14 protein-coding genes are annotated in these 18,961 nt (G+C 52.1%); 12 read left to right on the top strand and 2 right to left on the bottom strand.

The window, feature by feature from the left end:
- The first annotated feature begins 123 nt into the window (after window positions 1-123).
- From AC2FNE_RS22220 to AC2FNE_RS22180, 9 genes are all read left to right on the top strand, one after another.
- On the top strand, window positions 124-2,829 hold the full coding sequence (locus tag AC2FNE_RS22220; protein ID WP_496806306.1) for a response regulator: 2,706 nt from the start codon (window positions 124-126) through the stop codon (window positions 2,827-2,829).
- Between the two features lie 18 nt (window positions 2,830-2,847).
- Window positions 2,848-3,213, top strand: coding sequence for a response regulator (locus AC2FNE_RS22215; protein WP_170610466.1), 366 nt, complete (start codon window positions 2,848-2,850; stop codon window positions 3,211-3,213).
- Between the two features lie 6 nt (window positions 3,214-3,219).
- Entirely contained in the window at window positions 3,220-4,767 is a 1,548-nt protein-coding gene (locus AC2FNE_RS22210; RefSeq protein WP_170610469.1) for an adenylate/guanylate cyclase domain-containing protein, read from the top strand.
- Between the two features lie 330 nt (window positions 4,768-5,097).
- The gene (locus AC2FNE_RS22205; protein ID WP_170473283.1) at window positions 5,098-5,631 is read left to right on the top strand and encodes a hypothetical protein; all 534 of its coding nucleotides are present in this window, start codon (window positions 5,098-5,100) and stop codon (window positions 5,629-5,631) included.
- 763 nt (window positions 5,632-6,394) lie between these two features.
- The gene (locus tag AC2FNE_RS22200; RefSeq protein WP_170473280.1) at window positions 6,395-7,408 is read left to right on the top strand and encodes a tripartite tricarboxylate transporter substrate binding protein; all 1,014 of its coding nucleotides are present in this window, start codon (window positions 6,395-6,397) and stop codon (window positions 7,406-7,408) included.
- 71 nt (window positions 7,409-7,479) lie between these two features.
- A complete protein-coding gene (locus tag AC2FNE_RS22195) occupies window positions 7,480-8,025 on the top strand; it encodes a tripartite tricarboxylate transporter TctB family protein (protein ID WP_496806305.1) in 546 nt (181 codons plus the stop codon).
- 7 nt (window positions 8,026-8,032) lie between these two features.
- Window positions 8,033-9,523, top strand: a complete 1,491-nt coding sequence (locus tag AC2FNE_RS22190; RefSeq protein WP_170473274.1) for a tripartite tricarboxylate transporter permease — start codon at window positions 8,033-8,035, stop codon at window positions 9,521-9,523.
- A gap of 30 nt (window positions 9,524-9,553) precedes the next feature.
- On the top strand, window positions 9,554-10,939 hold the full coding sequence (gene sauS / locus AC2FNE_RS22185) for an acylating sulfoacetaldehyde dehydrogenase (protein ID WP_170604923.1): 1,386 nt from the start codon (window positions 9,554-9,556) through the stop codon (window positions 10,937-10,939).
- A complete protein-coding gene (locus tag AC2FNE_RS22180) occupies window positions 10,936-12,426 on the top strand; it encodes a class I adenylate-forming enzyme family protein (protein WP_170604924.1) in 1,491 nt (496 codons plus the stop codon). Before sauS ends, AC2FNE_RS22180 begins: the two co-directional genes overlap by 4 nt.
- On the opposite strand, the gene AC2FNE_RS22175 is transcribed toward AC2FNE_RS22180, so the two are convergent.
- Window positions 12,423-13,190, bottom strand: coding sequence for a sulfite exporter TauE/SafE family protein (locus tag AC2FNE_RS22175; RefSeq protein WP_170473267.1), 768 nt, complete (start codon window positions 13,188-13,190; stop codon window positions 12,423-12,425). The genes AC2FNE_RS22180 and AC2FNE_RS22175 overlap by 4 nt on opposite strands.
- Window positions 13,187-15,985, bottom strand: a complete 2,799-nt coding sequence (locus AC2FNE_RS22170; RefSeq protein WP_496806304.1) for an FAD-binding and (Fe-S)-binding domain-containing protein — start codon at window positions 15,983-15,985, stop codon at window positions 13,187-13,189. Before AC2FNE_RS22170 ends, AC2FNE_RS22175 begins: the two co-directional genes overlap by 4 nt.
- Window positions 15,986-16,056: 71 nt before the next feature.
- Between AC2FNE_RS22170 and AC2FNE_RS22165 the strand changes: the two genes are divergently transcribed.
- The 3 genes from AC2FNE_RS22165 to AC2FNE_RS22155 all read left to right on the top strand — a co-directional run.
- Complete coding sequence (locus tag AC2FNE_RS22165) at window positions 16,057-17,223, top strand: pyridoxal-phosphate-dependent aminotransferase family protein (protein WP_170604928.1); 1,167 nt, start codon at window positions 16,057-16,059, stop codon at window positions 17,221-17,223.
- The gene (locus tag AC2FNE_RS22160; protein WP_496806303.1) at window positions 17,204-17,965 is read left to right on the top strand and encodes a sulfite exporter TauE/SafE family protein; all 762 of its coding nucleotides are present in this window, start codon (window positions 17,204-17,206) and stop codon (window positions 17,963-17,965) included. The genes AC2FNE_RS22165 and AC2FNE_RS22160 overlap by 20 nt, the downstream gene beginning before the upstream one ends.
- Before the next feature lie 198 nt (window positions 17,966-18,163).
- Window positions 18,164-18,961 (top strand): alkaline phosphatase family protein (locus AC2FNE_RS22155; RefSeq protein ID WP_496806302.1); only part of this gene is annotated, 798 nt, incomplete at its 3' end.

Here is an 18,961-nt window from a genome sequence, read left to right as displayed (position 1 = left end):
TTCCGACGTATCGCAACCCGGTACGAGAAAACGTCACGCAACTTCATGGCCATGATCAAACTGGCCTCGATACGATTGTGGATCGAGTTTTATGAGTCGGCTGCCTAGTATAACGCTTTTTAAATGAAACAAAAATCTGGTGTAAGCGACGGTTGGGGGTGGGTGTCCAAAAACACTATTCCGGTGCGCATTGGTTCATTGTCTGCGTTATTGTTGGCTGCATTGGTTGTTAGCACCATCGTAATGGTCTACGATCTAGCGCTTAATCAAGCCCGCATACAAGACGCCAACATTGAGTTTCACCGACTGGAAGTAGCTGGCCAGGCAGACCGTCATTTTGGGGAAATGAGGTACTGGTTAACTGACCTTTCTGTCAGTTTGCTGACCCTGTCGGAACGTCGCGCCAATGAAGCAAGCACGAAGCTCAAAAGCAGTCTCGAACAACTTGCCGCTTTTGCGCCAGATTCCGCGGCAAACGTGCAAGAGCAGGCAAATTCCTATTTCGAAACTTCCATGCAGGCGGCCGATGCTTATACCGATGGCAACAGAGTGCTGGGAAATACTTTACTTGCACAAGCCCGAGTGGCTAGTGATGAAGTCGACAAAACGCTGACGCAACTGGTCGAAGACCTATCTGAAAGTGCCGACCGGACCAGAAACGAAGCAACTGTCGCCGCCAAGGCTGCGATGAACCGAGCGATCATCGCGTGTATTGTCATTGTGATTATGGGAGCACTCCTTACTTGGCGTGCTCTAAGGTCGATCGTTGTGCCTCTGAATGCAATCAACGTTGCGATTTCAGGCTTGATCCGGGGTGAAAGAGATGTGGACCTGCCACCTGAAGGCACTGATGAGCTAGGTCGGATGTCCCAAGCTCTGAGGGCGCTGCGCGACAGTCAGGAAAAGCGACGCGCATTAGAAGAAGAGGCACGTGCGCAGCGCAATACAATCCTGACGGCAATTGAAACAATTCCAGATGGATTTGCGCTGTTTGACAATGAAGACCAGCTCGTGCTCTTCAATGATCGGTTCCGTAGCATTTTCGCACATGTGGACGACATTCTTGTGCCGGGCACTCGGTTCGAAGACATCTTGCGGCTACAACTAAAACGAAAATCGGTTGATACCGACGGTGTACCTGATGAAGAGTGGGTTCACGAGCGGATTGCACGACATCGCCGTCCAGATGGCGATCGCCAGGAAGTATTACTGGGTGGCGCTTGGATTCAGGTGTCGAAACGCCGGACACCCGACAGAGGTACAGTCGCCGTCTATAGCGACATATCCGACCTAAAGTCCAAACAGGAACAACTTGAAGAGGCCAATGCACAGGCTGTCGCTTCCAGCTCAGCAAAAAGCCAGTTTCTAGCTTCCATGAGCCATGAGCTGCGCACACCATTGAACGCAATCATCGGCTACAGCGAAATGTTGTCCGAAGACGCACAAGATATGGGGTTCCAGACAGCGACTGATGACCTGGAGAAGATAATGGCTTCTGGGCGACACCTACTCTCGCTCATCAACGACGTTCTTGATCTATCCAAGATCGAAGCCGGTAAAATGGATATGTACCCGGAACGTTTTGCTCTCCGACCCTTGTTGGACGAAGTCGCTTCTACCGTGGTGCCCTTGGTGAGCAAGAACAGCAATGAACTGGTTCTCTCTATAGATCTTGAAGATAATGACGAGATTGAAACCGACAAAACTAAGCTTCGGCAGAACCTCTTCAACCTGTTGTCCAACGCGGCAAAGTTCACCGAAAGCGGTAAGATTGAGCTTCTTGTCTCCAAAACCCGGAAAAACGACACGGATTTCTTTCGGTTTTCGGTGCGAGACGAAGGTATCGGAATGACTGCAGAGCAAAGCGACAAGCTTTTCCAAGCGTTCGTACAAGCTGATCAGTCTACTACGCGGAATTTCGGAGGCACCGGACTCGGTCTCGCGATTGCACAGGAATTTACGCGTATGATGGGTGGACACATTACAGTTAGTAGCAAAGAGGGTGTTGGATCGACCTTCTCTTTTGAAATCCCGGCGCGCTACGAGACCGTTTCCACCTTGGTTGACGATCACAGCGAAGCCTCATCCGAAACAGCTTTGGGCCGAGTGCTGATCGTGGATGATGAAGAAGACGCAAGGAACGCAGTTGCCCAAATCGTTCGTGAGGAAGGTTATGAAGTTTTGACAGCCCCGAACGCAACAGCGGGCATGGAAGTCGCGCGAATGCAACGGCCTAACGTCATTATACTGGATGTTATCATGCCTGAACGCGACGGTTGGTCCATGTTGAAGGAACTCAAGGCGGACTCGAAGCTTTGCGAGATTCCAGTTGTTCTAGCCACGATTGTCGCGGATCGCGACATGGGCCTTGCCTTTGGCGCTATCGAGCATTTGATTAAACCGATAGATCCAACGCGTCTGATTGCAGCGCTGGAAGCAATCGCCTCGGGGCGCGACAAGGATGTGCTGATTGTTGACGACGATATGTCAACGCGAAACCTGTTTCGCCGTATTTTAACGCGCAATGGTTGGACAGTACGCGAAGCGGCGGACGGTCAGGGCGCGCTTAGCCAATTGAAATCTAAAAGGCCGACTTTGATGGTATTGGACATTATGATGCCCAATGTGGACGGTTTCGATGTACTGAAGACAGTTCGCTCTACCGACGGACTTGCAGATTTACCGGTGATTGTAGCGACGTCTAAGGACCTGACGCGGGATGAACTGGATTGGTTAAAAGCCCATTCTGGGGAAGTCATCCGAAAAGGTGATACGGGTCGAGGTGATCTACTTGCTGCACTGAAGCGCCAGCTACAAGTTTATTCATGAGTCGGAAAGATTAAGGCGATGGCAAAGATACTTATTGTGGAAGATAACGATATGAACCTCGATATGCTGTCGCGCCGCTTGCAGAGAAAAGGCTATCAAACTGTATCGGCCCGCGATGGCCGGGCCGGCGTTGAACAAGCTCTATCGGACAAACCGGATCTAATATTAATGGACATAAGCCTGCCGGTAATTGACGGGTGGGAGGCGACAAGAAAGATAAAAGCTAACCCGGATACCAAAACTATCCCAGTTGTCGCATTGACTGCGCACGCGATGCAGAGTGATCGCGACAAGGCCATGGATGCAGGTTGCGATGATTTCTATACCAAGCCGATTGAACTTCCTGGTTTGCTGGAAATAATCGAAAAACTGCTGGACAGGTAGCGAGGCATGGTTGCAAAAAACCGAAAGGACAAGTTGGCACTGGCCACAAGCATTTCCCAGAACCTCAAGGGGCCATCGGAGGCGATCGTAGGGTTTCATAACCTGCTGATCGAAGAAGTGCGTAGAACTGGTCCAGAGGCCGCGCTGGAGGATTTGCAAAAGATCGGTGTCGCAGCAAGCAATCTTGTTCAGATGGTCGAAGTTTTGGGGAAAGGTGTGCACCAAATTTCTGCCGACAAAGATGCTCAGGCGAAATTGCGGCATGATTTCCGCTCGCCGATCAATGCGATAATTGGCTATTCGGAAATGGTGCTGGATGATTTCGAGGTAGATCTCGAACCTTCCGCTTGTAGAGACATAAACGCTATCCTGAACGAAGCGCGTAGGCTGGCACTCCAGATCGACGTGACCATTAATGGGTCAGACATTCAGAATAACGCAGAGCGGAGCAACAAGGACGAGGAAATTGCAGCCAGTCTTGAACGCAGTCTTACGGCCCCGGAAGTCGGTCGCGAAATCCTGACTGGCCACATCTTGGTGATTGATGACGAGGCGGCCAATCGCGAAATTCTGACCCGGTTGTTGGAACGTCGAGGACACAGTGTGCGGTCGGTCGGGTCTGCTAGGGAAACTTACAAGTCCCTGATGCGCGAAGGATTCGACCTTGTTTTGTTGGATATTCTTATGCCTGAGGTGAATGGCATCGACGTCCTCGAAAGAATGAAAGAGGATCCGTCTTGGCGGGAAATACCCGTGGTTATGGTTTCAGGTCTCAACGAGACTGACGCTATCGCCAAATGCATCAGTGTCGGCGCAGAGGACTATTTGCCAAAACCTATCGACCCAGTTTTGCTGCACGCGCGCGTGGACGCATGCTTGGAACGTAGTCGCTGGCGCGCTAAAGAATTAGCGTTTACAAATGAGATCAAATACGAACGTGACAGGGCAGACAAGTTGCTACACTCGATGCTGCCCGCGCCCGTTATTAAACGACTAAACGATGGCGAAACAAACATCGCAGATCGCTTCGTCGGCGCAACCATAATATTCGCAGATATTGTAGAATTTACGCCGCTGGTGGCCCGCATGGACGCCGGCGATTTAATTCTGGAATTGTCTAGATTGTTTACTGCTTTTGATGATCTCGCCACCATGCACGGTATCGAAAAGATTAAGACAATTGGGGATGCCTACATGGCGGCGTCGGGTATTCCTTTGCATCGTAAGGACCACGCGCACGCGGCCATAAGCTTTGCACGTGACATTCTCAGGACAATGTCTGACAGCACAATAAGTAGCGCGGGGCTGCAAATCCGCATAGGCGTCCATTCCGGGCCAGTTATTGCCGGTCTTATTGGGCGAAAGCGTTCAATTTATGATGTTTGGGGCGAAACCGTGAACCTTGCGAGCCGTCTCGAGGCCACAGGAAGGTCGGGGCACATCCACATCTCAGCACAAACTAAAGATGCGCTGGGCGACCATCTGCCAAATGCGGAAGCGCAAACTCATTTTGTCAAAGGAGTGGGAGAAATAACGTCCTACTTTGTAGCCTGAGGCTTGTGCCGTGCATTGTACAATAATCAAATCGATCGCTTGACAACTAAAGGCGCTGATTTTGATCGTGTCGCAAAAGCCAGGTCATGTTGCTAAAAGTGAATGACTGCGTTCCAGAGCCCGGCGGTGTCCGCATTGGGTTCGATGCAGCCATTCCCGAAATATTCGTCTGCGCCCGCTCTGCTGATAATGCAGCTTTAAAAAAACCAGCAAATTTCGAAGTGGCGGTAATTAGCTTGTTCGACGACTTCGATGAGAACTGGTTTTACTGGATTTCGAAAATGTTCAGAATAACTACCATTGTTCAATCTGATTTAATGGGAGGTACAAATGAAACTAGTTCCATTCACAGCAGTTACCTTTATTGCGGCGGCTACCTTCGCCGTACCGGCTTTTGCATCGGATCCTATTCCCGGCGCTGAGGATGGCTTTGCGCCGTACGGCGATCCCGTCGAAGGTTGGAATGTTTTCATCGATGCAGAGCGTCAGGCTTGCTTGATTGAGCGTACAGATGACTTTGGCAACGCGGTCCAGATCGGCCTTACCAAGAATAAAAAGCACGCGTACATTGGAGTATTCACTTTGGCGGATGTTGACATCAAAAACAAACAAAAGGTCGAAATTGACGTCAACGGGTTTGTGTTCGACGGCAAAGCCCGTGGGATGAAAAGCAAAGACCTGCGTGGCGACTACAAAGGCGCCTACTTTGTTATCAAAGACGACAACATGGTGAATGCCATTATGCAGGAAGGGACACTGACGGCCTTCCCAAAGAAAACCAACCAACCGGTCAAAGTAGACCTGACTGGCGTTAGTGCGGCGGTCGAAGCTGCGCGCACGTGTACAGACGGTATTTCCAGTTAAATCTGAGCGCTTCAATTTGCACTAGCACTTGGTGCTAGTGCAAATATCTCGTGTGAGACGGAGGTTTATTCCGACGGAACGCTATCAAACGCCGGTGGCGAGGCAGTGGATCGAAGAGAGTTCTGCGGGCGGTACGAAACCAAGTATTACTCAATAAAGGTCAAAACCACAGCTATTCGAGGGAATTCATCGGATGACAGTTTAAGCTGCGCTATGTGGAAGCTTCAAATATAATTATGATCCCCGTTATTCATGTGTGAAGTCTGCTATTTTTACAAGTGAATTTATCGTTAGCATAGCAACGTAACCATTTGTCAAAAATAAATTTTTTTCACATTTTTGATGACCTAATAACTGTCTGGAAAAATTGAACTGGTAACTTTGTTCGTAAAGAAGCTCGTCCCATAACTCGAAACAAAAAAGTATGTTGGATTGAACAAGCCTGATCGCAAATGAGACTAGGTCGTGGATGATTAAACGGTAGGCCGCGATCCGGTTGCAGAGCAGCGGCAAATGTATTCTTCGTGTCCGCTTGAACAAATGATGCGGCATTTAAATGGGTGCCCGCTCGTCTGGCAAGTAAGGCGACGTGGATAAAATCTTTATATTTGAGATTTTATATATTTCTAGACAGATCAAATCTTGTCCAATACCAATTTCCTCGCACGGGCTATGCTAGAACTTTACCAATCCAAGGTGATCGTGAGACCGTACACAAGCTATGAGCAAACAATAAAATGAAGTGCTCGTAAGGGAGGAAAACATGAAAAGACTATTTGGGGTGACTTTTTTTGTCGCCACGCTTGCTGCTGGTGGTACAGCGTTTGCGTTCGAATGCAAGCGCAGTGAAGCTACGATGGAAAAACCGGGCGGTTTCCCAGAGCGCGCTCTGACCATGGTTGTACCATACGGCCCCGCAGGTGGTTCAGGCCAGGTTGCCGCGGCTATGGCCGAGGCAGTAACAGAACTGACTGGTGTCCCTATCAATCGCGACCACAAACCAGGGGGATCGGGCACTGTTGGCATGACCGCCTACATGGCGTCGCCTGCAGACGGATACAATGTTTTGGAGCATATCGACGACGCGTCGTCAGCCCATGCCCTCGACTCGTCTGTGCCGAACCCCGCAGTGGACCTAATCCCATTGGTAACCAGCCAGGTTACGTTCTCGCAGGTTTATATCCGCGCAGACGAAACGCGCTTTACCGATTGGCCCTCCTTTGTTGAGTGGGTTAAGGCGCAGGACGGTAAGGCCACGATCGCCAACGTTTCCAAAGAAGGTTCCATGGAACGAGTGACGATGAAATTCATCACTGATGCCACTGGAATGTCGATCCAACAGATTTCTTTCGACAAAGGTGCGCCGCGCTACGGGGCTTTGCTTGGTGGTCAGGTTGACGCACTTTTTGAGCAACCAGGCGACGTGCGCAACTTTCTGGATGCAGGTCAGTTCAAGCCGATACTGACAATCTTTGATGAGCGTCCAGAGGTCTTTGCAGACGTACCCACGCATCGCGAGATGGGGATGGATTTTGATCCTTTGCTGCGCTTCCGTGGCTTCTATGTCCACGCGGATGCTCCTGCAGAGAACGTGGAATGGCTTCAGTGGGCGTTCCAACGCGCTTATTGCGAGGACAGCTATCAGGCCTTCAACGAGAGCAAATTCATGACTGTGATCGATAGCTATCGCGATACAGAAGGCTCTGAACAGTTGATCACGCGCTCAATTGATCAATATCGCGACGTCTACAAGGCCATGGGCCTGGATGTGAAGTAAGTCGCATATAATACTAATGGCGTGGTGCCTATGGGTGCCGCGCCTTTTCACGCGAATTAGGGGTAGGAACATTGGGACGTTTGACGCGCACCCACGTGATAGAGGCGGTAATTTTTCTGCTGGTTGTCGTGATTTTTTATGCCTTTTCCTTCGAATTCAATCAGCCGATTGAGATTTATCGTTTTGGAGCTACCGCTTGGCCACGCGTAGTAATCGGGCTTTTGCTGATCGCGACGTTGGGCAATATCTGGTTTCAGTACAAAAACGGCTCGGCCGCGCAAGGTACGATCGGTCAAAGTGACGACGAGGCTGACCTCAGCGAACCGGGCACAGTCCTTCGCATGTTTGCCGTTCTATTGACTCCCTTCCTCTTTGCCTGGCTTTTGAAGCCGGTGGGCATATATTTCAGCGCACCATTTTTTATTGCGGCCATTATCTGGCTTTTCGGAGAGCGTAGATGGAGAGCCATCTTGGTAATGACTTTTGTCATCTATGTCCTCTTCATTGGACTGTTTCTGGTGATCCTTAACGCGCCCTTGCCGCAAGGCAACACTTCGCCCTTCTATGATTTCAGTGCATGGGTCCTCACAATGAACGCCAAGCTACAGGGGCTGTGACCAGACAATGATCGAGAACTTTCTGGCTGGAACCTCAGCGCTTTTTGGTGACCCGTTTACCATTGGTATCTTCGTCTTCGGTGTCATCGGAGGTATGCTTTTTGGCGCCATCCCGGGCGTCAGCATGCTTACCTTGGCGGCTATCCTTCTACCTTTCACGGCGGGGCTTGAGCCAGCTCAAGGGGTGATGCTTTTTGCCGTTATCTACTGCACCGGGACCTATGGCGGCGCTATCACTGCAATACTTTTCAACATTCCCGGTGCACCGGAGAATGCGCCAACCGCCTTTGACGGCTATCCCATGACCCAAAAAGGACAATCTGGGAAAGCGGTTGGTGCCGCTGTGCTTTGTTCTGCCATCGGTGGGGTTGCTTCAGCCTTGGTTATGATGGCGGCTACGGAGCCGCTTGCGAACTGGGCGATCCGCAATATCGGCCCGCCAGAGATCTTCGCGCTGGTCTTTTTCGGTCTGGCTGTCGCTTCATCGGTTGGTGCGCGCACCATTTGGAAGGGTTGGATGTCGGTCCTAATCGGACTTTTGATAGCCACAATCGGACAAGATCCAGTGGGTGGCATCAATCGCTATAATTTTGGTCTGACAGATTTGGCTGCTGGCATTGCCTTCGTGCCTGCAATATTGGGGTTTTTCGCTGTCTCCGAGATTTTTGTGCAGGCCGAAAAGAAGGCAAGCGGCAAGTACAAGGCGCCAAAGGTCAGCATGTCGTTTCCGTCGTTTCTTGAGCTTTGGATGCACAAGATTGCAGTATTACGATCAATTGTTGTCGGCTTTTTCTGCGGAATCTTGCCTGGCATCGGTGCAACTTTGGCGGCCTTCATGAGCTATGGCGAAGCTGTGCGATGGTCGAAAAACCAAGAAGAGTTCGGCAAAGGAAAGCTAGAAGGCGTTATTTCGGCGGAAACGGCGAACAACGCAGCAACGGGCGCAGCAATGATCCCGCTTCTGGCGTTGGGTCTTCCGGGCGGAGCGCTTACTGCGATGATGGTCGCGGTTTTCCAGATGCACGACCTTCAGCCAGGACCTTTAGTGTTCATGATGTCGCCGGACCTAATCTGGATCGTTTTCGCAGCCATGTTCTATGCCAATCTTTCGATCTTGATAATTGGGCTGGTCGAGACAAAGACGATTCTCAACCTTTTGAAAATTCCATTTCAGTTCCTGGCTCCGTTGATATTGATCCTGGCAACTGTCGGAGCCTACATCAGCCGTGGACTGGTTTTGGACGTAATGGTGATGTTTCTTGCTGGTATCATTGGATATTTGCTTCGCCGGTCAGGGTTTTCTATCCCCGGAATCGTATTGGGGCTGATCCTTGGCAAGATCGGCGAACAGAACTTTGCGCAAGGTTTGCAGATGGTGCATTACGATTTGGGTACTTATTTCTCGCGTCCGATCTGCGCTGTCTTGATCTTCGCTGGAGTTTTAACGTTGGCCACCAGTATCTACCGTGCTTTTACAACGACACAAAAGTCAGTGTAAGTCGCTTGTAAGCGCTAGGAGGACGCAGGCATGAGCGAAAGCCTTGTTGAAACCATCATAAAGCGGTCACGTAATGCTCAGGTGCGATATGAGGCAAATGGCTCTCAGGAACGTTATGATCGAGCCGCGCAAGCCGCTGCATGGGCAATCATGGAACCGACGCGGAATCGAGAGCTTGCCGAACTGGCGGTAAAAACCACGGGCCTTGGCAATGTGCCGGACAAGATCACCAAAAACCACCGTAAGACCCTTGGGCTCATGCGAGATATCCAAGGGGCGGTTACTTATGGAGTCATGTCGGATGATCCTTCGACGGGGATTACCAAAATAGCCCGGGCCAAGGGTGTTGTCGGTGCGATCGTACCTTCAACCAACCCTGCAGCCACACCTGCCAATAACATTATTAACGCGTTGAAATGCGGCAATTCGATTGTCGTAGCGCCGTCACCCAAGGGTGTCGCCTGCGCGGAACGGTTGATCCAATATGTCCACGCTGAATTCAACAAAATCGGTGAAGACCCGGATCTTGTGCAAATGATCCCTGCGCCTGGATCCAAGGAAAAAACCCAAACTTTAATGGAACTTTGCGACATGATTGTCGCGACAGGCAGCCAGAACAACGTGCATCGCGCCCAGACGGCCGGAACCCCGGCAGTTGCAGTAGGCGCAGGCAATGTCACCGTAATAGTTGATGAGACGGCAGACCTCGCCGATGCTGCCGAGAAAATCCGCGCGTCCAAATGCTTTGACAACGCCACATCCTGTTCATCAGAGAATGCCGTCGTCGTCGTGGACGCGGTCTATGACGAATTTATCTCCGCTATGGCTAGGGCAGGCGGAACGCTCGTGGATGACGAAAAAGGAATCGTCGAAAAACTATGGCCCGGTGGGCATCTGAACAGGTCTGTAATCGCGCAAGATGCGGACAAGATGATCGCTGCGTTGAATTTGGATGTTCCCGAGGGGACAGAATACATCGTCGTTCCAACATCCGGCATCGGCCCCGATCATCCTTTGTCTGGAGAAAAGCTAAGCCGAGTACTGGCGCTTTACCGCGCGCCAGATTTCGAAACCGCTGTCGAGGTCACGCGCACCATTCAGATGTATCAGGGCGCGGGCCATTCAGTCGGCCTTCACTCGGCAGAGGACAGTCGAGCTGCGATACTGGCCAATGCAATTCCCACAAGCCGCGTTATTGTCAATCAGGCGCACACTTTTGCGACGGGCGGATCATTCACCAACGGCATGCCGTTTTCGCTCAGCATGGGGTGTGGGACATGGGGCGGGAACTCGGTGAATGAAAACGTCAACTATCGCCACTTTCTGCAATCAACGAAAATCATTCGCGAAATTCCGGCGCGCGAGCCAAGTCTGGAGGAGATTTTCGAAGAGTATTGGAATGCAGCAGGACAATGAAGTTCGACAGGAATACCCCGCCAGCCGGATCCGTACGCGACTGGCTTGATGCGCGCGCCGAGGCAGGTGGCACTGCTTTCATATTTCCCGAAACTGACGAAGTTTTGCACTGGCCCGCGTTAAGGGAGCATGCGGCAAAGGTCGCGGGTGATCTGACCGCGCAGGGTATAGCCAAGGGTGAGAGCGTTGCTGTGATGCACCCAAATGGGTTGGAAGGTGTAAAGGCGCTATATGCGGCTCTCTATGGTGGGTTTCGCGCGACCATGCTCAATCTCGCGGCGGGTCCCGACGCGTTGGGTTATGCGATGGAACATTCCGAAGCCCGGGTGGCTTTCGTGCATGATAGCCAGATTGAAATGTACAGAAAGGTGCGTCCTGACAATTTGCATCGTTATACGCCCAGCGGTGCCAGTGAAGCGTTGCATGAAGTTGAGGCATCCGATGATGCACTTTTGATGTACACCTCTGGCACTACGGGTCGTCCTAAGGGAGTCGTACATACACAATCCAGCTTGTTGGCAGGGGGATGGACCGTGAGCGTGGCCCATGAGTTATCCTCTCAGGATCGCGGTATGGGCGTCCTGCCATTTTATCACATCAATGGGTTGTGCGTGTCGGTTATCGGCAGTCTGGTGTCCGGAGGATCGCTCGCCATGGTGTCGCGGTTTTCGGCCAGCAAATTTTGGAACCAGGCCGAGACTGGTGGTATCACTTGGTTCTCAGTTGTTCCCACGATCATCAGCCATCTGCTACATGGCCAAGCCGAACCTAGTCCGGTGCTCAAGAGGCGGCTCCGTTTTGCCCGCTCGGCCTCCTCCGCGCTTGCTGTTGAAACCCAGCGCGGATTTCAGGACCGTTTCGGCCTTGCAATCGTGGAGTCTTTGGGTCTGACCGAAACCGCTGCGCAATGCCTTGTTAATCCGCTGGATCCCCAACTTCACAAAATCGGTTCTGCAGGTAAGGCGATCAGTAATGAGGCACGGATAGCCGATGATGTCGGCACCGAATGTGCGCGCGGCGCCGAAGGCGAAATCCAGATCCGCGGCCCCAATGTTATGAAGGAATATCTCAAGAACCCCGAAGCCACCAAAGCCGCGTTTCACGGGGATTGGCTTCGCACAGGTGACTTAGGACGCATGGACGCCGATGGGTATGTGTTTGTAACAGGGCGTTTGAAAGAGCTGATCATCAAAGGGGGCGAAAACATTGCGCCGCGTGAAATAGACGAGGCGTTGTATGAGCACCCTGATGTGGTCGAAGCCGCTGCGTTCGCGCGACCGTGTGCCCAGTATGGCGAACGCGTCGAAGCAGCGGTGCGTCTAAGCGAGGCTTCCACTGCCACGGGTGAAGAACTGCGATTACTTTGCGAAGAACGAGTCGGTAAGTTCAAGGCACCTGAACAAGTGCATATTCTGGATGAACTGCCCAAGGGCCCATCCGGCAAAATTCAGCGGCTTTATCTGAACGATTTGCTTTACGGACCTTAACTAAGACCGTTTGCGATTAGCCTTAGTCCCATTAACAAAAAGGCCGTGAGAACCGCCTTGCGAAACAGTTCTTGGCTGACCCGGTCGCGTAACATCTCACCAATTCGAAAGCCAACTAGGACTACACAGAGGGCGAGTGCTGATTTCAGCAACATCGGAAAAGTGAGGATACCGGCAACCACTTGTCCGGCACCCAGTGGCAGCACGCCAGCCAAAAATAAAAAGCCAGTCGTACCGATGAACCGTTCTTTGGAGACGTCACGCGCCACCAGATACATCGCTACAGTCGGTGACCAGATCGAGCTTATACCGCCCAGTGTTCCTGACAGCACGCCAAAGCCCAGGTGCCAGCCGCGCCCTGGGCCGATCCTTAATTTTATCCCAAGCAACAGGTTTAGCGAGAAAAGGACCATGGCAACGCCAATAGCGACCGTCAGAAGGCTGGTGGGGTAATCCGAAATAAACATTGAAGTCACAAAGATACAAACCATGATCGCCAAAGCGAAAAGCCAGTATTCTCTTGCAATGTCCCATTTGTTAGGTGCGCGCGCGAACTGCAGGGAGTTTGTTGCGAGAATAGACAACCAAAGCAGCGGAATCGCCTCGGTTGGGGGCATGACAAGTGTCAGAAAGGCCATTGACGCAGCAGGCAGCCCAATACCCAAGAAACCTTTCACGATTGCCGCGAAAAGAAAAATTGCGATCAGTTGCGCGGATTGCACCAGATCGAAATTCTGGATGAGATCGGCAATGGCTGCCATCATCGGGTTAAAGCCTGATCCAGAACAACAGCAAGACTGTTTGCATTACGGTGTGTCACATCTCTGATCTGGCAGCGGCAGGAAAATCCGTCAGCGACAATTAGCGATTTTTCCGAGGACGCGCGGATCGCCGGAGCGAGTGACAACTCAGCCATTTGACGGGATACCTCTTCTGTTTCCGTCTGATACCCAAAAGGCCCGGCCATGCCGCAACACGAACTGTCAATCATCTGTGCTTGTGCGCCTTCAATAGCGTTTAATACGTCTACAGTTTCTTGTGCAACACCGAATGCTTTTTGATGACAATGCCCATGCACAAATACCTGCAAGCCCGGCAATTCAAGTCCTACCGGCGGGTTCTGTTTTACATACTCGGCAAAGGTCAAAATCTGCGCACCCATTTCTTCGGTCCAGTTCGGAATAAGGTTCACCGCCTCATCGCGAAACGTCAGGGTGCACGATGGTTCCAGCCCCACTATGGTTTTTCCCTTTTCCAACGCGGCGCGAATAACTTCCGTCGTGCGGTTCAATTCAGCTATGGCTTTGTCGGTCAGACCTGCTGAAAGGAAGGTGCGCCCGCAACATAGCCTTCGTCCTGGGGCAGACAGAACACCGACACTGCGCCCCGAACGCTCGATCACGCGTTGCGCGGCGTGCAAGGTCTCAGGATCGAAGTGGCAATTGAATGTATCCGAGAACAGCAGGACGTCACCGTCCGATTTTCCTTTGAAAGGAGCGTGAAACTTGGGCAGTTGGCTGGTTCTGCTAAAGCCTGCAAAACTTGCAAACCTACTGAAATTGTTTGCAATTGGTCTTGTCTTTGCCGCAAACGGAGCCAAACGCGGCAAATAGGCGATGATACGGTCGCGTAACCTGAGCCCGTGTTGGGCAATGCGCGCTGCTTGCACCTCGGTTTTCATTTTGGCCATGTCAACCGACATCGGACATTCAGATTTGCAGGCTTTGCAACCTACACACAATTGCATGGAGTCCGCCATCTGATCTGATGCAAAAGCGTCAGGCCCAAGTTGCCCCGTCAACGCCAAACGCAATACGTTTGCGCGGCCTCGCGTAAGGTCTTTTTCAAGTCCTGTAACCCGAAATGACGGGCACATGACCCCGCCCGTGCTTTTGCGGCAGGCCCCATTGTTGTTGCACATTTCGGCCGCGCCGCTCAACCCATCCGGCCAATTCGACCAGTCAAATACCGTGGTCAGGCTTTGTTGTGCGTAGCCTTCGGGCCAACGCATCAAGCTGCGGTCATCCATCTTGGGCGCGCGAACAATCTTGCCAGGGTTCAGCATCCCGTCTGGGTCAAATCTATCCTTGATTTGCTCAAATATGCGCACCATACGCGGCCCGTACATTCGCTCGTGAAATTCAGACCTTACAATGCCGTCTCCGTGCTCACCCGAGTGCGATCCCTTATAAGCGGCCACAAGATCAAACGCTTCTTCGGCAATAGCGCGCAACTGGCGAAGGCCCAAGTTTTGCCGCAGGTTCAGGACAGGCCGAACATGCAAAAGCCCGACCGAAGCATGGGCGTACCAAGTCCCATCTGTACCGTGTTTGTGGAACACATCCGTCAGCCGACTTGTGAAATCTGCCAGATGGTCCAGCGGGACAGCGCAATCTTCTACGAAGGACACCGGTTTTCCCTCGCTCCGCATAGACATCATGATGTTCAATCCCTGCGTGCGCACACCCCAGATGCGCGCCTGAAATGCCGGATCCTCTGCCTCTATGACTCCGCCTTCATGTTTACCCGGATCGTCCCACCGATAGCCCAGTTCAGCCATCAGATCGCCCAATGCCGTTAGGCGGCGGCGGTTTTCCTCCGGTGTTTCGGCAAACTCGACAAGTAGGATAGCTTGGGGTTCTCCGCGAACGAAACTGTCGACGATGGGACGGAATTGCGCGATATCCCGGCCCAGTCGGATCATATTGTGATCGACTAACTCGACGGCCACGGGACCAAGTTTGACAATGTGTTGGGCCGCATCCATTGCCGCATGAAATGTAGGGAAATGGCACACGCCCAGCGTTTTGGTCCTCAAGATTGGAGATAGCCTCAGATCAAGTGATTTGGTGATCGCAAGTGTGCCTTCCGAGCCAACCAAGAGCTGCGCCATATCCGGATTGTCACCCAAAAGCGCATCGATATTGTAACCGCCCACGCGCCTGAGGACTGATGGGAAGCGTTCTTTAATTTCAGCCTTTTCGCGCGCAGCCAGCGCCAGCATATCGGCGTCGAGAGGTTGATCAGGTCGCGCGTTTTCAAATCGACGTAGATCGCCGTTAGCAAGCATTGCCTCCAAGCTCCGGACATTATCTTGCATCTTTCCGTAACGGATAGAACGGGAGCCACAGGAGTTGTTTGCCGCCATACCGCCAAGGGTGGCGCGAGAAGCGGTGGATACGTCGACCGGATACCACCAACCGTCCGCCTTTAATCGACGGTTCAGATCGTCGAGGACCAGCCCGGGCTGTACCTTTATCCGGCCGGTCTCTGGGTCATAACTCAGAACTTTTTTGAGATGTCGACTGAAATCGATCACAAGCGCGTCATTCACAGTTTGCCCTGATTGCGATGTCCCGCCACCGCGCGGCAACATGGCAATGCCTTCTGACTTTGCAAAGTCCAGTGCTGCTTCGACATCCCCCCATGTCTTTGGCACGAGTATTGCGCGCGGCATGATCTGGTAGATCGACGCATCTGTGGCATAGCGCCCGCGATCAAAACGAGAGGTCAGAACCTGACCTTCAACTCTACTTTTCAATCTGTTGTAATCTGGCATTCAAACTTGACCTTCACCGACCTCACCCTCACCCTTGTAGAAAGCAAGCGCAACTTTTAAAGGCACAGCACATGCGAGCAGGACGTCATTTTCTTCAAATTCCTGGGCCAACTAATACCCCAGACCGTGTTCTGCGAGCGATGCATCGGGCTGTCATAGATCACCGCGGTCCTGAATTCGCAGAGCTTGGTCTTAGTCTGCTTGACGACCTGAAAACCGTATTCAAAACGCGCAACCGGGTAGTGATTTATCCCGCTTCGGGGACAGGCGCCTGGGAAGCCGCGCTGGTCAATGTTCTGGCGCCCGGCGATAAGGTTTTGATGTATGAAACCGGCCAATTTGCAACTTTATGGAAGAACATGGCCGCAAAGCTGGGATTTGATCCAGTGTTCATGCAAGGAGATTGGCGGACGGGTGCAAATGCTGATGCAATTGGTGCTCAACTTGTTGCAGATAGCCGACACCAGATCAAAGCTGTGTGCGTGGTTCATAATGATACGGCTACTGGTATTACGTCAGACATCGCGGCGGTGCGGGCTGCGATTGACGCGGCAAGTCATCCAGCTTTGCTGATGGTTGATACGATTTCCTCACTGGGCTCTATTGATTTTCAAACGGATGCTTGGGGCGTTGATGTTGTAGTGGCAGGTTCGCAGAAAGGATTAATGTTACCCCCAGGACTGTCTTTCAATGCCATTTCAGACAAGGCTTGGGCCGCGTGCAAAGCAGGCGGTGACCGCAGGTCGTATTGGGACTGGAGGGATATGGCCGGACCCAATGAGAAGGGCTTTTTCCCTTATACGCCAGCAACGACCCTGCTGTACGGCTTACGCGAGGCGCTGGATATGTTGGCAGAGGAGGGATTGGAAGCCGTTTTTTCCCGTCATGCGCGACACGCCAATTCAACTCGACTGGCGGTAGAAACCTGGGGGCTAGAGATACTTGCCGTCAACGCAGAAGAACGTTCAAACAGCCTGACGGCCGTTCTCATGCCGGACAACAAGGGCGCGGATCATCTGCGGGCGGAAATTTTAGACAGTTTCGATATGTCTTTGGGTACTGGTCTGAACAAAGTGGCAGACCGCGTATTTCGGATCGGACACCTTGGGGATTTCAACGATCTAATGCTTATGGGTACTTTGTGTGGTGTCGAGATGGGTTTGATGCGCGCCGGAGTGGCGCACAAGAAGGGCGGCGCTCAGGCCGCGATGGAGTATCTTGCCGAGCATATTTCTTGAACTTTCGGCTGGGCACGCCGCCGCGATCCTCGCAACCTATGTGTTTGCCGCTACGGCGAAAGGCATTACTGGGCTCGGGTTTTCGACAACTTGCCTACCTATTCTTGCACTTGTCGTCGGATTGAAAGACGCACTTCCGTTGGTCATTATCCCATCGGTATGTTCCAACCTTGTAGTGATGAGACAAGCGGGTCATTTTCGGGAAACTGTTCGGCGATTTTGGCCGATGCTGATTGCGCTTTTCCCAGGTCTGGGCGCGGGACTATGGGCTTTGTCACGGATTGAAGGGGTACAAGCAGGAGCGGTCTTGGGGATTGTTCTTCTGTTGTGGTGTGCCTTCACGTTTGCCAAACCCGATCTGCTTCTTCCTGCCGGGTTTGAGCGTCCGTTGGCGCCTTTATCCGGCTGTCTGACGGGTCTTATCAACGGCGTAACAGGCTCGCAGGTAATGCCAGTTGTTCCATTTCTGATGATGCTGCACCTTGAACGGAATTTGTTTATTCAAGCGCTCAACTGTTCGTTCACATTGTCCAGTTTTGTTATGGCAATGGGCCTTGGGCAATTGGGCCTGTTTTCGCAGGATGACTTTTTGATCTCGGTCCTCGGGTTGGGTTTTGTGTTCATTGGGTTAACTATAGGTGGCAAGATACGTCATCGCCTGTCTGAAACTTTGTTTCGTAGTGCAATCATTGCGATGTTGTCAGTGATGGGAGTGAGCTTGGTTTTGCCTGCTTTGCCGTAAAACTAGATCAAGTGATTATTCGTCAATCGCCGCGTCTCGAATTGAGTTGCTGTTCGATTGTACCCGAATACTCTGACTAGAATCCAATGACAGGCACATCGCTTCTTGCCTTGCTGATCGAACTTGATGGAGGATGTCATCAAGCGAAAATAAGCTAGCGTGCCGCATTCCGCGCGATTGAGGCGAGGAGAACAAGTTATGACCAAAACATTTAAGGCTGCTCTGGCATCATGGTTGGTTACGGTAGCGCCAGCCTATACGCAAGATGCCCCACGTTTGGTCTTGCAGCTAACCGTTGATGCTCTGCGCGGAGATCTTCCTACTCGGTACGTTGGAAATCTTGGTGAAGGTGGTCTTAAGTATCTGCTTGAAAATGGCCTGCACTATGTCGATGCCCACCACTGTCACGCAAATACCGAGACAGTAGTAGGCCACGCTACGTTAGCCACTGGCGCTACGCCGGCCGTACATGGAATGGTCGGTAATATCTGGTTCGACAGAACCTTGGATCGCGTTGTCTACAACGTCGAGGACCAAACGGCACCGCTGTTGGGAGAAGGTGCTGGTGTCAATGACGAAATCGAGATCGACCCGACACAGGCGGCGGCAGGTACAGATGGGCGGTCGCCCCGTGCGTTGCTTGTGACCACGTTTTCAGATGAGTTGAGCGCATCGACTGCTGGCGCGGCCAAGGTCTTTGGCGTTTCGATCAAGGACCGAGGGGCAATCACAATGGCGGGGCAAAGTGGCAAAGCCTTTTGGTTCTCAAAATCCGCTAATCGTTTTGTTACCAGTTCTTACTATTACGACGCATATCCAGATTGGGTGTTAGCCTGGAATGATGCGACCCCGAGTGCATCATTTGAAGGAGCCTCCTGGGAGTTGATGCACCCGAAGGAGACATACCTCTTTGCTGAACGCGATGACCAGCCTTGGGAAACCGACGTCGCTGGGTTCGGAAACACTTTTCCCCATCGTTATTCCTCGTCACAAAAC

This window comes from Ruegeria sp. YKSD179 (genome assembly GCF_059612885.1).
This window is presented reverse-complemented; position numbering and strand designations above follow the sequence as displayed.

What these genes read in the sequence shown, in the direction of transcription:
- AC2FNE_RS22220 (WP_496806306.1), top strand. Translation starts at nt 124, where the DNA reads ATGAAACAAAAATCTGGTGTAAGCGACGGTTGGGGGTGGGTGTCCAAA.
- AC2FNE_RS22215 (WP_170610466.1), top strand. Translation starts at nt 2,848, where the DNA reads ATGGCAAAGATACTTATTGTGGAAGATAACGATATGAACCTCGATATG.
- AC2FNE_RS22210 (WP_170610469.1), top strand. Translation starts at nt 3,220, where the DNA reads ATGGTTGCAAAAAACCGAAAGGACAAGTTGGCACTGGCCACAAGCATT.
- AC2FNE_RS22205 (WP_170473283.1), top strand. Translation starts at nt 5,098, where the DNA reads ATGAAACTAGTTCCATTCACAGCAGTTACCTTTATTGCGGCGGCTACC.
- AC2FNE_RS22200 (WP_170473280.1), top strand. Translation starts at nt 6,395, where the DNA reads ATGAAAAGACTATTTGGGGTGACTTTTTTTGTCGCCACGCTTGCTGCT.
- AC2FNE_RS22190 (WP_170473274.1), top strand. Translation starts at nt 8,033, where the DNA reads ATGATCGAGAACTTTCTGGCTGGAACCTCAGCGCTTTTTGGTGACCCG.
- sauS (WP_170604923.1), top strand. Translation starts at nt 9,554, where the DNA reads ATGAGCGAAAGCCTTGTTGAAACCATCATAAAGCGGTCACGTAATGCT.
- AC2FNE_RS22180 (WP_170604924.1), top strand. Translation starts at nt 10,936, where the DNA reads ATGAAGTTCGACAGGAATACCCCGCCAGCCGGATCCGTACGCGACTGG.
- AC2FNE_RS22175 (WP_170473267.1), bottom strand. Translation starts at nt 13,190, where the DNA reads ATGATGGCAGCCATTGCCGATCTCATCCAGAATTTCGATCTGGTGCAA.
- AC2FNE_RS22170 (WP_496806304.1), bottom strand. Translation starts at nt 15,985, where the DNA reads ATGCCAGATTACAACAGATTGAAAAGTAGAGTTGAAGGTCAGGTTCTG.
- AC2FNE_RS22165 (WP_170604928.1), top strand. Translation starts at nt 16,057, where the DNA reads ATGCGAGCAGGACGTCATTTTCTTCAAATTCCTGGGCCAACTAATACC.